The sequence below is a fragment of the Thiohalophilus sp. genome, from assembly GCF_034522235.1.
Lineage (GTDB): Bacteria > Pseudomonadota > Gammaproteobacteria > UBA6429 > Thiohalophilaceae > Thiohalophilus.
Genome location: NZ_JAXHLN010000003.1, coordinates 1,536,198 through 1,549,994, shown reverse-complemented (window position 1 = coordinate 1,549,994; position 13,797 = coordinate 1,536,198). Strand labels below are relative to the sequence as shown.

Genomic DNA, 13,797 nt, shown 5'->3' with positions numbered 1-13,797 from the left:
ATTTGAAACTTTACTTTTAATTAACATTCTGTCCAGCCATAGATCGAAAGGCAATGTTATTATTAATAAGCTCATCATATTCACCTTTCGCAATAATTATTCCTTTGTCTAACAGAAATATCTGCTCACATTCTCGGACTGTAGTAAGTCGATGAGCGATAATAATAATGGTCTTTTTATGGTGCAGTGCCTCAATAGATTCCATGACAGCTTGCTCAGTCAATGTATCCAGCGCACTTGTCGCCTCATCAAATACCAGAACATGCGGATCATGGTAAAGTGCTCTGGCAATACCAATGCGTTGACGTTGCCCACCTGAAAGACGGACTCCACGCTCACCAACTAAAGTATCGTAGCCATCAGGCATCTCTTGCATGATAAAGTCATGAACTTGCGCCATACGCGCACAGCGCTCAACTTGATCATAATCAATTTGTTGCGTCGGCACACCAAGAGCTATATTTTTGCTAACTGAGTCATCAATTAAAAAAATATCCTGCGGAACATAGCCCAATGTTCGCTGCCATGCTCGCAATTCATCATCTGTTACAGGCTTATTGTCGACAACAATACTGCCTTGAGTGGGGCGAAGCAAACCTAGCAGAACATCCACCAACGTTGTTTTCCCTGCGCCAGTACTACCGACCAGCCCTACAGATGTCCCGACATTAATTTGCAAGTTAATAGACTTCAGTGCTTCTTCCTTTGAACCTGGATAACTATAGTGAATATCCTGCAAGGAAATAGCTCTCTGCGGATTAAACGGTCTGGGGTCATGAACATTGATTTCTGCAAGCGCACTTCGCTGGTATAAATCATTGTAGATATTATTTAGAGAAGCCGAACCAAATCGTAACTTGGCAAATCCGATATAAATCTTTTGGGCGGCAGGTTTCATCCTTAGTCCCGCAAATGCGTAAAGGCCTAACATTGGCAAAATTTCTCCAATTCCATCCCCTGTTACGCCACCGCTACTACTGAGTAACACAAGGGTCAAGATGATTATTCCGCCAAAAGCCACTGCTTCAACCAGAAAATTGGGCACCTGTGAAAGAGTTTGATTGGTAGCCTGGTGTCTGGCAAAACGACTGGAAGGACTGCGAAAACGGGAACTATATGCTTGTTCACGACCAAGGAGTTTAATGTCTTTAATTCCTCCCAATGCTTCACCGGCTGCGGTGAAGCGCTCTTTATTTGCTCGCACGAGATCACTGCCAATATGCCCGAGTATCCCACGCACCCCCGCATATATTATTATATAAAGCCCCCCTATCACAGTAATTACGATAGCAGCAATCTTTGGCTCAACAATTACCAGGAGGGTAATCATAGAACCTAAAATTATAGCATAAGCAAACATGTCCATACTTGGACGGAAAACATTATGGATCAGTTGATCTATTTCAGAAAGGATCGTTTTTGCCATATCGCTACTATGACGATTTAGAAAAAAAGCATAGGGCTGTCTTAAATATGTTTCCAACAACCTGTGGCTGATGCTATGACGGCGCATTTCGATAAATCTGTTCATTGCATAAAGGGTCAATGCTTTAAATATCGCGGACGTTAGTATCAGCCCGAATGCAAATAAACCTAATGCCAGAAGAAAGTCATCAACAGATGTAAAGCCTAATGTATTGTAGGCTGAGGCGAGAATAGCATTACTGTGTACCACTTCCGGATTACCTACAACGCTTAAAAACGGCATCACCGAGGCCACACCGGCCACTTCCAGTGCAGCCATAATTGTCACCATGGCGACAATCAGAATGCCGCGACGCTTTTCCTGGCGATCCAGCAAAGAGAGTATTTTGCGTACCATCATGATTCGGTTTTTGCTTCCTTATCCCCCGGCCAGTACCTCCGGGCTGTATCCTCTTCCGGTTTTTCAAGGAGCCGATTCTCCTCGAGAAATCCGGAGACTTCTTCAGGTGACATACAAGTTTCCACTGCTGAGATATAAGGATTGGTTACGGCTTCGGAAATGATATTTTCATAGTCATAAGCAATATCCTGGTAGATCCCGCGAAACGCGGGCAATACGGCAAAGTAATTTGTCAGTTCGACCGAGCGGCGGGTCTCTTCATCGCTCATCAACTCTTCATAGAGTTTTTCACCGGGCTTGGCACCAATCACCGTGACATCAATGTCCTTGTCTTCGTGACCATAGTGCGGTGCAAGGATCCGGATCATGGCCGTGGCCATGTCCTCGATGCGTACCACCGGCATCTTGGTAATAAAGACTTCACCGCCCCGCGCCAGTTCGGCGGAATCAATCACCAGCCGCACGGCCTCTTCGATACTCATCACGAAGCGGGTCATTTCCCGATCGGTCAGCGTTATGGGTCCACCTTTGGCGATCTGATTATGAAAAATGGGAATGACCGAACCGTTTGAGCCGAGAACATTACCGAACCGGGTCGAGGCGAAGATCGGCCCGTCGCCACGCTTGTGACTGTTGGCCGCGGTCATCAGCCGCTCGCCCATCAGTTTCGAGGTCCCCATGACGTTGGTCGGATTGACCGCCTTGTCGGAGCTGGTGAAGATAACCCGTTCGACCTGATTCTCGGTCGCTGCAGCGATGACATTCTGCACGCCCTGGATATTGGTCTGCACCGCCTGCTCGGGAGAACGCTCACAGAGAATGACATGTTTCAGTGCCGCCGCATGGAACACAATATCGACGCCACGCATACGCCGGCAGAGCTCATCCCGGTCGCGAATATCGGCAACAAAAAATCTGGCCCGGGCATCATCGAGATACTCCTGGTCCAGGAAGAAGAGCTGGCTCTCGTTGTTATCTATCCCGATAACTTCATCCGGCGCATAGTGCTTGTCAGTCAATAGTTGTCGGACCAGTTCGGAACCTACGGTGCCGCAGGCGCCGGTGACGAGGATGCGCTTTCCCTGGAGTAAGGAGTAAGGCGTTTTTAGTGAGGAGTTTGGCATTTTGTTTTAGTCAGTAGTTAGGAGTTAGGAGTGAGTAGTCAGGAGTGGGATGCTGCTTACTCCAGAAAATAATCTACGGTTTTGATCAGGCCGTTTTTTAGTTCGGTGTTTGGTTGCCAGCCGAGTCGGGCTCGGGCTTTGGTGGTGTCGGAGTAATTGCGTTTGACGTCGCCGACGCGGGTTTCGGCGTTGACGACCTTGATGTTTGATACACCCCGTGACTCCATGACGCCGACGAGTTGTTCGGCCATTTCACCCACTGTAGTTTCGCGGCTGGTGGCGATCTGGAAGGTCTCGCCGCCGATATCCTTGACTGTTGCCGCGAGCATGGCTGCCTCGATCAGATCATCAATGTAAATAAAATCGCGGGTCTGGCTGCCGTCACCGAAAATCTCCAGGACTTCCCCGTTCAGCGCTCGACGGATGAACTTGGCGACCACGCTGTTTTTGTGTACCGAGCCGGGACCATAGACATTGCCGAAACGCAGTGCCACCGTGTCGATGCCGAAGCTCTTGCTGTAGGCAGAGCAGTAGCCCTCGCCCGCCAGCTTGCTGGCACCGTAGGGGGAGACCGGATGTGGCGGTAGTTCCTCGTGAATAGGCGGCTCGACCTCGCCCGCCGGGGCGCCGCTGGAGGCAAAGACGAAACGGTCTACCTTGTTCTTTCTGGCGGCCTCCAGGTAGTTAAAGGTGCCGATGACGTTGGCATAGCAGTCAGAGCGCGGGTCTTCCACTGAAGGCCCGACACCGGTATTCGCCGCAAGGTGAACAATCACGTCTGCCCCGCTGGTTACGTCAAGCGCCAGCTCTTCATCGAGAATATCGCCCACCACCAGTTCAACACCCGAAGGGTTGTCACCAAGACGGTCGGCTGCGACCTCGTGAAAGCTGCTAACACCGGCAAGGTCATCCCGCGTGCCGGTAGTCAGATTATCAATCACACGTATGTTGTGACCACCTTCTGCCTGCAAGCGTTTGATCAGACTGGTGCCGATAAAGCCGCACCCTCCGGTTATCAACCAGTTCAACCCCATTTTACCCCCTTGAAAATCACATCTTTTCTTATATTGCCCAGATAAGCTTCTACCACTTCGAACAGCCGATCCATCACCTCTTCAGTCAGGTAATGGGGCTTGACGCCGATATCCTGCAATCCCTGATATGTGGGATTATAGTAATGCTCTTCCGCTTCTTTGCGCGGGTTCGGAATACTTTTTATTTCCACATTGTGCCCGCGCTTGTCCCCGGCCCGCTTGACCATGTCTGCAAGCTGATTGACGCTGAAGGTCTCCATGATCTGGTTGAATATCCGCAGCTCGCCCTTCTGGGCCGGATTTTGTTCCGAGACATGAACGCACTGCAGGGTATCCTTGATATTGAGATAGCCCCGGGTCTGCCCTCCACCGCCATACACTGTCAGCGGGTAACCGACCACGGCCTGGGTGACGAAGCGGTTGACGATGGTGCCGAAAATCTCGTCATAGTTGAAAATGGTCTTGAGTCGATCGTCGATGGCGGATTCTTCGGTCTCAATACCGTACACCGGCCCCTGCATCAGATCGGTCACTTTCAGATCCCACATGCGCACCCCGAACCACATCAGGTCGGTGTCCATTACCTTGGTCGTGTGGTACAGACTGCCGGCCTGGCGGGGGTACAGGAAAGTGTCCTTGCGCCCCTTGTGCTCCACTTCCAGCCAGCCCTCTTCAATATCGATATTGGGCGTGCCATATTCACCCATGGTGCCGAGCTTGATCAGGTGTGTGTCGCGGGCATAATCACGGATGGCCCATAGCAGGTTGTTGGTGACACGCAGGTTGTTGACCAGGGTAATATCGGCATGCTGATAGTCCATCAGCGAATACGGGGCGGAAGGCTGTTCGGCATAGTGGACAACAGTTTCGGGGATGCCGGTAAACTCTTCATTGACCGCCCACTGGTATTTAACCCTTCCGTCGAACAGGCTGCGCATCGCCTCGGGTTGGGCGAGATCGGCAATAACAACCTTGATTTCCCTGCCGGTCTGCTCGTGCCAGATCTTTGCCCGCTCAATCAGGGTCGGCACCGGGTAGAGCATGCCGGTATCGAGTTCGGTACAGGCATTGCGACGGAAATAGTTATCGACTACGGTAACCTGGTAGCCCAGGTTGGAAAAATACATCGCGGTCGGCCACCCCAGGTAACCATCACCGCCGAGAATCAGTACATGTGACATCTTTATCATTTATCCCTTGGCTTATTGGGCTAGGAGATTATTCGTGATAGTTCAATGAGCGATATCCGTGTTTCTCGACCAGCTCGTCCCGCTCGGCACTTTTGAGGTCTTCGCGCACCATTTCAGCGACCAGTTCCTCAAAGGCGATCTTCGGTGTCCAGCCCAGTTTTTCTTTAGCGTTACTCGGATCACCCAGCAGGGTTTCGACTTCGGTGGGGCGGAAGTAACGCGGATCTACGCGCACTATCGTGCGCTCCGCTCCGCGAGTTCTGAGTTCTGAGTTCTGAGTGCTGAGTATTCCTACTTCATCGACGCCCTGCCCTTCCCAGCGGATCTCCATACCAAGTTCCTTCGCGGCAGCGTTGACGAAGTCGCGGACGCTGTATTGACGGCCGGTGGCGATGACGAAATCCTCCGGCTCTTCCTGTTGCAGCATCAGCCATTGCATTTCCACGTAGTCTTTTGCGTGACCCCAGTCGCGTTTGGCGTCGAGGTTGCCCAGGTAGAGGCAGTCCTGCAGGCCGAGTTTGATTCTGGCCAGTGCCCGGGTGATCTTGCGGGTGACGAAGGTTTCTCCACGAATCGGTGATTCATGATTAAACAGAATGCCGTTGCAGGCATACATACCATAGGCCTCGCGATAGTTAACGGTAATCCAGTAGGCATAGAGCTTGGCCACGGCATACGGACTACGCGGGTAGAACGGGGTGGTTTCCTTCTGCGGGATTTCCTGTACCTTGCCGAACAGTTCACTGGTCGAGGCCTGGTAAAATTTTGTTTTCTTTTCCATCCCCAGGATCCGGATGGCCTCCAGAACGCGCAACGTCCCCAGCGCGTCGGAATTGGCGGTGTACTCTGGCTCTTCGAAACTGACCGCCACATGCGATTGAGCGGCCAGATTATAGATTTCATCCGGCTGGGTCTGCTGGATAATCCGTATCAGACTGGAAGAGTCCGTCATATCACCATGATGCAGATAGAACTGCCGGGAGTGGGCAGTGGGGGATTGGGATTGCTCTTTTTCGATTTCGTGATAGTCCCGATAGAGGTGATCGATCCGGTCGGTATTGAACAGACTCGTGCGGCGTTTGATACCGTGGACGATGTAGCCCTTGTCCAGCAGAAACTCCGCCAAGTAGGCGCCGTCCTGGCCGGTTATACCGGTGATCAGCGCAACGCGCCGGGATTCGGAAGTGGTTAATGGGGAATCGGTAGTAGAATTCATGATTTGTTCCATTTTTTATAGAGGCCGGTCAGAAGACGGCCCAGTCGGTTCAGGTTTTTATTAATCTCTTCAGATTCGGTGTAATAACCCAGCATTTTTGCAATCTGGATCTGCGTGTTCAGCTCAGCCAGTGACCCACGTGCGATACTGATAAAATGAGCGTATTCCTTCTGGCCGCTGCGAGCCGCGCCTTCTGATTTTACATTCTCTTTTTGCCACGAAAGGCACGAATATTCACGAAAAAATAGATAAATATGATTTGGTCAGGTTTGTGTGACTATCATCTGCATATGATTCGTGCATGTTCGTGTTATTCGTGGCATTTTCATGAAACAAATCGTTTTATTGTTGCTCTTGGAAAGCTTCCGAAATTTTACATTCTCTTTTTGCCACGAAAGGCACGAATATTCACAAAAAAATAGATAAATATGATTTGGTCAGGTTTGTGTGACTATCATCTGCATATGATTCGTGCATGTTCGTGTTATTCGTGGCATTTTCATGAAACAAATCGTTTTATTGTTGCTCTTGGAAAGCTTCCGAAATTTTACATTCTCTTTTTCCACGAAAGGCACGAATATTCACGAAAAATAGATACATATTATTTAACCAGGTTTGTGTGACTATCATCTGTATGGATTCGTGCATGTTCGTGTTATTCGTGGCATTTTCATGAAACAAATCGTTTTATTGTTGCTCTTGGATAGCTTCCGAAATTTTACATTCTCTTTTTCCACGAAAGGCACGAATATTCACGAAAAATAGATACATATTATTTAACCAGGTTTGTGTGACTATCATCTGTATGGATTCGTGCATGTTCGTGCATGTTCGTGTTATTCGTGGCATTTTTATGAAACAAATCGTTTTATTGTTGCTCTTGGATAGCTTCCGAAATTAACAAGCAATCCAAGATTGAGTCCTGTTGCCTTAAGGTAGTTGAGGATTTGAGCCTGGTGCTCATTGTTGATCTGTCTGACAGATTTGATTTCTACGATAATTTTGTCATAACAAACAAGATCGGGTTTATAGGTCTGATTTAATTTTCTTCCCTTATAGCTAACAGCGAGTTCTTTTTGGGCGGTAAAGGGAATTTTTCTACTACCTAGCTCGTATTCCAGGCACTCCTGGTAAACGGCCTCAAGAAACCCCGGGCCGATTTCATTATATACTTCAAAAATCGCACCCTGTATTTGATACGACTCTTCCTTAAAAAGAATCTTTTCGTGATTTTCGTGCAATTCGTGGCTCAAGCTTGTTGTCTGACATAATCGTCATACGTCTGCATGAGACCCTCTTTCAGCCCGATCGTCGCCTGCCATCCCAGTGCATTGAGTCGGCTGCTGTCGATGAGTTTGCGGGGGGTGCCGTCGGGTTTGTTGGTGTCGAATTCGATTTTACCGGTATAGCCAACCACTTGCGCGATGGTCTCGGCCAGTTCGCGGATGGTGACGTCATCACCCCAGCCGACATTGATGTGGCTCTGCATCGGTTCGGTGTGTTGCTCGTAACTCGCCTTGTCGAGGTTCATAACGTGCACGCAGGCCGCGGCCATGTCATCGACGTGCAGAAACTCGCGCCGGGGGGTGCCGGTCCCCCAGACGGTAACAACCGGATCCTGATTCTCCCTGGCTTCATGGAAGCGCCGGATCAGCGCGGGGATGACGTGGCTGTTTTCGGGATGATAGTTGTCGCCGGGGCCGTAGAGGTTAGTCGGCATCACACTGCGGTAATCGGTGCCATGGCTTTCGCCGTATTGCCGGTTATAGCTCTCGCAGAGCTTGATGCCGGTGATTTTGGCAATGGCATAGGGTTCGTTGGTCGACTCCAGCGGGCCGGTAAGTAACGCGCTCTCCGCCATGGGCTGTTCGACGAGCCTGGGATAGATACAGCTGGAGCCCAGAAAGAGGAGTTTTTTGACGCCGTGACGGAACGCCGCCTCGATCACATTGGCTTCGATCATCAGATTCAGATAGATGAAATCGGCCGGATAGGTGTTGTTGGCATGGATACCGCCAACTTTTGCGGCCGCCAGATAGACCTGGTCCGGTTTTTCGACGGCGAAGAACTCCCTGACTGCCTGCTGGTCGGTCAGGTCCAGCTGGTCGTGCGTCCGGGTGATGATCTCGGGAGTGGGCAGTCGGGAATGGGTATTGGGGGCCAGGAGCCGGCGGATAATCGCCGAACCCACCATCCCCCGGTGCCCGGCGACATAGATTTTTTGAGCTGTCATCGGGTCGGTCATATTAACGATCGTAGTTGTCCTCGAAGCGTTCGATATCGTCTTCGTCCAGGTATTCCCCGACCTGTACTTCGATCAGTTCGAGGGGGATTTTGCCCCGGTTTTCCAGCCGGTGTTTGGTACCGATGGGGATATAGGTGCTTTCGTTTTTGGTGATGGTCAGTAATTCGTCGCCGCGCGTGACCGTGGCGGTGCCCGATACCACCACCCAATGCTCGGAACGATGCTGATGCCGCTGCAGGCTGAGGCTGGCGCCGGGCTCCACGGTGATTCGTTTCATCTTGAAGCCGTCATGATCCTCCAGCACTGTAAAACTGCCCCAGGGACGATGCACGGTACGATGATAAAGATGCTCCTGGGCGTTTTCCTGTTTGAGATCATCCACAATCTCGCGTACCCGCTGACTCTGGCCGCGACGGGTAATCAGGACCGCATCGGCAGTCTCGATGACGCAGAGATCCGCCACACCGATCGCCGCCACCAGCCGCTGGTTACTGTGAATCAGGGAGTTGTTACAATCTTTAGCAATTACACGTCCCTGCAGGGCATTGCCCGAAGCATCCCGGTCGGCGACTTCATGCACGGCATCCCAGCTGCCCACATCGGACCAGCCGAGATTACAGGGGATCAGCGCCACATTGCTGCTCTTCTCCAGCACCCCGTAGTCGATACTGATAGCGGGCATATCAGCAAAATGATTATCAATTACCGCCTGCAGGGTATCTGACTCTTGCCAGTCGTTGCGGATTCTGGTCAAAACAACGTCAACTTCCGGCAGGTGATCGGTGATCTCCTTCAGGATCGTGGAGGTGTTCCAGACGAACATCCCCGAATTCCAATAATAGTTTTCGGCTTGCAGGTAGTCGTTGGCCGTTTCCTGATCCGGCTTTTCGGTAAACTCGACTACATCGAGCGTTGACAATTCGGGGCTGCCAATTGTCTGGTTATTTTCCGGTGCCTTTACCTTTATATAGCCGAAGCCAGTGTCAGCCCGGGTCGGTTCAATACCAAAGGTGACCAGTTTTCCACACTCTGCCGCCTCTATGGCCTGTAGCAAGGCTTGCTGGAACGCCTCGGGCTGCTTGATGATATGGTCGGCCGGTAATACGACCATAACAGGATCATTCTCTTCCGCCTGATCCTGCAACCAGGCCGCCGCCAGCGCAATTGCCGGGGCGGTATTGCGACCGACCGGCTCGAGCAGGGTCTGATAAGGGCGCAGACTGTTATAGGCTTCTCCTTTGGCGTGTTCGGCACCGGTGACAATCACCACGTCTTTGGGCTCGATCAGAGGTGCCAGTCGATCCACCGTCGATTCCAATAGCGTCTTGTCACCCTGAAGACGAAGGAACTGCTTGGGTAATTGCAGGCGAGACAGCGGCCAGAGACGGGTACCGCTGCCGCCGGCGAGGATGATGGCTTTGATTGATCGTTTATTCATAAAATAAAATGTTGTTGGCAGTTGGCAGAACAAAAACAGTTCTTAGTTCTTAGTTCTTAGTGCCAAGCCTGAATTCCGGCCCCAGCTTAGAGCACGCCGGGGCAGGCTTTGGACCGGAATTACGGTTGTTTGTGCCGGATATTAAAAAATAGTTCTAAGTTCTGAGTTCTGAGTTCGAAGAGAAAGTTAGCAGCGGGCAGAACAAAAACAGTTCTTAGTTCTTAGTTCTTAGTTCGAAGTTACAGTTAAAAGTGGGCAGCGTGTGTGAATTATAAATTCTGACCGCATACCTCACTCCTCACCACAGCATCCCGTTTATTGCTTTATGCCGGCTTTCACCAGGTTTTCGAAGTACGGAATGGTTTTTTTCAGGCCTTCTTCCAGTAATGTTTTCGGTTCCCAGTCCAGTGTTTTTTTGGCCAGGCTGATGTCCGGCTGGCGTTGTTTGGGATCGTCGTCCGGCAGCGGGCGTTTTTCGATTTTTGATCTGGAGTGGGTCATCTCGATGACTTGTTCCGCCAGCTCCAGGATGGTGAATTCGTTCGGGTTGCCCAGGTTGATCGGACCGGTGACCTCGGCCGGCGAGGCCATCAGGCGGACGAAGGCCTCGATCAGGTCGTCCACGTAGCAAAAGGAGCGGGATTGCTGGCCGTCGCCGTAGATGGTGATGGGCTGATCGGTCAGGGCCTGCATGATGAAGTTGGAAACCACCCGCCCGTCATTGGGATGCATGTTGGGGCCATAGGTGTTGAAAATCCGCCCCACCTTGATATCGAGGTTGTGCTGACGGTAGTAGTCAAAAAACAGGGTTTCGGCGCAACGCTTGCCCTCGTCGTAGCACGAGCGGCTGCCGATCGGGTTGACATGTCCCCAGTAGGACTCGGTTTGCGGGTGCTGCTCCGGATCGCCGTAGACCTCGCTGGTGGAGGCCTGGAATATCCGGGCCTTGGTGCGCTTTGCCAGCCCCAGCATGTTGATCGCGCCGTGCACGCTGGTCTTGGTGGTCTGCACCGGATCGAACTGGTAGTGGATGGGTGACGCGGGACAGGCCAGGTTATAGATTTCGTCCACTTCCACATAGAGCGGAAAGGTCACGTCATGGCGCATCACCTCGAAGAACGGGTTCTCCATCAGATGCTGGATGTTGTCCTTGGTGCCGGTGTAGAAATTGTCCAGGCAGATGACATCATCGCCCTCTTTTAAAAGGCGTTCGCAGAGATGGGAACCTAAGAACCCCGCACCGCCGGTAACTAGCACCCTTTTTCTATTTCGGATTTTCAACTTACGTCACTCCAGTTTTATAAGAAGTAGTATTGACGTGGAATTTTGAATTTTGAATTTTGAATTTTGAATTGACCAGGCAAAGTTACTTCTCTCGTGTAGTTTTCACTATACTTGTCAGAATTCTTGTCAATTCAAAGACATCACTCAGCAATGAATTTATGTATTTGTCGTTTTTAGCCAAATAGCCTGTAGCTACCAGTAGCTCTATCCAGTATTTGCTTTCTCTGGCCTCTTTACTGGCTATCGTCATTTTACTGATGAAGTCATTTCTGCTCTGACCCGCCTGCGCTTCATTAACATTAGCTCCAATTGAAGTACCACTTCGCAACAATTGTTTAGACAGGACGTACTCTTTTTTCTCTTTCACAAGAAATTGATGCAGTTTGACTATGCGTATTGCAAACTCAAACGACTTATTCAGAACGGCATTTTCCCTTGCCATTACAACCTCCAATGTTTGTTTAATTTTGAGTTTTGAATTTTGAATTGAAGGAATCAAAATACAGCGCGGCGTAGCCGAACTACAATTCAACATTCAAAATTCAAAATTCAAAATTCAACATTGCCTTTTTTTCTAGTCGCTGTTGAACAAATCCCGCGTATACACCTTGTCCTGGACGTCTTTCAGATTATCCGACAGCCGGTTGGCGACGATGACGTCGCTGGTTTGTTTGAATTCGTTCAGGTCGCGGATGACCTTCGAGTTATAAAAAGTGTCTTCTTCCAGTACCGGTTCGTAGACGACGACTTCGATGCCTTTGGCCTTGATGCGCTTCATCACACCCTGGATGGCGGAGGTGCGGAAGTTGTCGGAGCCGTTTTTCATGACCAGGCGGTAGATGCCGACGGTTTTGCGTTTATTGATCCCCTCACCCTGACCCTCTCCCGCAAGCCCTTCGGGCAGGGGCGAGGTACGAGTGGCGAGTGACGAGGGTCTATTACTCCCCTCACCCTGGCCCTCTCCCTGAGGGAGAGGGGATACATTGTTTAATTTTCGAATAATCGCCTCGGCGATGAAGTCCTTGCGGGTGGTGTTGGCGTCGACGATGGCCTGCATGATGTTGCCGGGAACATCCTGGTAGTTGGCCAGCAGCTGTTTGGTGTCCTTGGGCAGGCAGTAGCCGCCGTAGCCGAAGGACGGGTTGTTGTAGTGGTTGCCGATGCGGGGATCGAGGCCCACGCCGTCGATGATGTGGCGCGTGTCCAGGCCGTGGGTTTCGGCGTAGGTGTCCAGTTCGTTGAAAAACGCCACCCGCATGGCCAGGTAGGTATTGGCGAACAGTTTGACCGCCTCGGCCTCGGTGCTGTTCATGAACAGCACGGAGATATCCTCTTTCAGCGCGCCCTGCTTGAGCAGGTTGGCGAAGGTCTCGGCCCGCTCCGACTGCTCGCCGACGATGATGCGCGAGGGATATAAGTTATCGTGTAACGCCTTGCCCTCTCTCAGGAATTCGGGGGAAAATATAATTTTGAATTTTGAATGTTGAATTTTGAATTGTTCTGTGACGCTTCGTGTGTAGCCGACCGGGACGGTGGATTTTATGACCATCGTGGCTTTGGGGTTGATGGCCAGGATGTCTTCTATGACCGATTCGACGGTTTTGGTGTTGAAGTAGTTGGTTACCGGATCGTAGTCGGTCGGGGTGGCGATGATGACGAAGTCGGCGTTTTCGTAGGCGTCATTTTTGTCCAGGGTGGCGCGCAGGTTGAGGTCTTTGTGTTGCAGGTACTCCTCGATCTCGGTGTCGATGATCGGGGAGTGCCGGGCGTTGATCTGTTTGACTTTTTCCGGGTCGATATCCAGGGCGACAACTTCGTTGTGTTGCGCGAGCAGGATGGCGTTGGAGAGCCCGACGTAGCCGGTGCCGGCGATGGCAATCTTCATAAATGATAGTTCTCAGTTGGCAGTTGGCAGTTGGCAGTTGGCAGTCATCAATTAACTGCTTTTATTGATTTGATCAGGCCGACTAGCATGGCGCTTAGTTCTTTTGTTTCTTTAATCCACTTTGTGCCGATATCTTTTGAGATATAGCTGATATCCATGCCGATGTAGATCTGGGTTCGTAGTTCAGCGGCGGAGCCTTTGGCGATGCTTAGAAATCTCATTTTTTCTTTATCGGTTGCGCGTTCTATCCCTTCTGCGATGTTCGATGGTACTGACAAGCTTGAGCGGGTTATCTGATCCTTGAAACTATAATCTTTTAGTTCGCGCATGTTTGTGTAGATATCCGAACTTAGTCTTGCGGCGCGTTTCCAGACGTCCAGGTCTTCGAAAGCCATTTTAACCTCCATGTTTTAGATAAAGTCATCAGTTGGCAGTTTTCAGTTTGCAGCTTCTGGTGTGTGGGACGCCCCTTGTTTAGATAAAGTCATCAGTTGGCAGTTTTCAGTTTGCAGATATTTTCAGTCGCGCCGAAGGCGCTCCGGCAACTGCCGACTGC

At 50.8% G+C, this 13,797-nt stretch carries 12 protein-coding genes and 2 pseudogenes; all 14 read right to left on the bottom strand.

Features of this window, described 5'->3' with window-relative positions:
- Window positions 1–16: 16 nt before the first annotated feature.
- The 14 genes and pseudogenes from U5J94_RS10475 to U5J94_RS10415 all read right to left on the bottom strand — a co-directional run bounded on the left by U5J94_RS10475 (window position 17) and on the right by U5J94_RS10415 (window position 13,636).
- Entirely contained in the window at window positions 17–1,828 is a 1,812-nt protein-coding gene (locus U5J94_RS10475; protein WP_416224218.1) for an ABC transporter ATP-binding protein, read from the bottom strand.
- Window positions 1,822–2,949: an SDR family NAD(P)-dependent oxidoreductase gene (locus U5J94_RS10470; protein ID WP_322565590.1), complete on the bottom strand. Its 1,128-nt coding sequence runs from the start codon at window positions 2,947–2,949 to the stop codon at window positions 1,822–1,824. Before U5J94_RS10470 ends, U5J94_RS10475 begins: the two co-directional genes overlap by 7 nt.
- A gap of 56 nt (window positions 2,950–3,005) precedes the next feature.
- The gene (locus tag U5J94_RS10465) at window positions 3,006–3,977 is read right to left on the bottom strand and encodes an NAD-dependent epimerase/dehydratase family protein (RefSeq protein WP_322565589.1); all 972 of its coding nucleotides are present in this window, start codon (window positions 3,975–3,977) and stop codon (window positions 3,006–3,008) included.
- A complete protein-coding gene (locus U5J94_RS10460) occupies window positions 3,974–5,164 on the bottom strand; it encodes an NAD-dependent epimerase/dehydratase family protein (protein ID WP_322565588.1) in 1,191 nt (396 codons plus the stop codon). The genes U5J94_RS10465 and U5J94_RS10460 overlap by 4 nt, the downstream gene beginning before the upstream one ends.
- Before the next feature lie 37 nt (window positions 5,165–5,201).
- Entirely contained in the window at window positions 5,202–6,389 is a 1,188-nt protein-coding gene (gene gmd / locus U5J94_RS10455; protein ID WP_322565587.1) for a GDP-mannose 4,6-dehydratase, read from the bottom strand.
- Entirely contained in the window at window positions 6,386–6,643 is a 258-nt protein-coding gene (locus U5J94_RS10450; protein WP_322566484.1) for a four helix bundle protein, read from the bottom strand. The genes gmd and U5J94_RS10450 overlap by 4 nt, the downstream gene beginning before the upstream one ends.
- 597 nt (window positions 6,644–7,240) lie before the next feature.
- Complete coding sequence (locus tag U5J94_RS10445; RefSeq protein ID WP_322565586.1) at window positions 7,241–7,642, bottom strand: GxxExxY protein; 402 nt, start codon at window positions 7,640–7,642, stop codon at window positions 7,241–7,243.
- On the bottom strand, window positions 7,639–8,622 hold the full coding sequence (gene fcl / locus U5J94_RS10440) for a GDP-L-fucose synthase (RefSeq protein ID WP_322565585.1): 984 nt from the start codon (window positions 8,620–8,622) through the stop codon (window positions 7,639–7,641). The genes U5J94_RS10445 and fcl overlap by 4 nt, the downstream gene beginning before the upstream one ends.
- A 13-nt stretch (window positions 8,623–8,635) precedes the next feature.
- Window positions 8,636–10,072, bottom strand: a complete 1,437-nt coding sequence (locus tag U5J94_RS10435) for a mannose-1-phosphate guanylyltransferase/mannose-6-phosphate isomerase (protein ID WP_322565584.1) — start codon at window positions 10,070–10,072, stop codon at window positions 8,636–8,638.
- A 315-nt stretch (window positions 10,073–10,387) separates the two neighbouring features.
- On the bottom strand, window positions 10,388–11,353 hold the full coding sequence (locus U5J94_RS10430; RefSeq protein ID WP_416224167.1) for a UDP-glucuronic acid decarboxylase family protein: 966 nt from the start codon (window positions 11,351–11,353) through the stop codon (window positions 10,388–10,390).
- Between the two features lie 85 nt (window positions 11,354–11,438).
- Window positions 11,439–11,798 (bottom strand): four helix bundle protein, encoded by a 360-nt coding sequence (locus U5J94_RS10425; RefSeq protein WP_322565582.1) that lies wholly within the window; start codon window positions 11,796–11,798, stop codon window positions 11,439–11,441.
- Between the two features lie 132 nt (window positions 11,799–11,930).
- Window positions 11,931–12,215: pseudogene (locus U5J94_RS15310) on the bottom strand (UDP binding domain-containing protein); the annotation flags it as partial.
- Window positions 12,216–12,347: 132 nt separating this feature from the next.
- Window positions 12,348–13,241, bottom strand: a pseudogene (locus U5J94_RS10420) (nucleotide sugar dehydrogenase); the annotation flags it as partial.
- A gap of 47 nt (window positions 13,242–13,288) precedes the next feature.
- Window positions 13,289–13,636 carry a four helix bundle protein gene (locus tag U5J94_RS10415; protein ID WP_322565580.1) on the bottom strand — a complete coding sequence of 116 codons (348 nt, stop codon included), beginning with the start codon at window positions 13,634–13,636 and terminating at the stop codon, window positions 13,289–13,291.
- Between the last annotated feature and the right edge of the window lie 161 nt (window positions 13,637–13,797).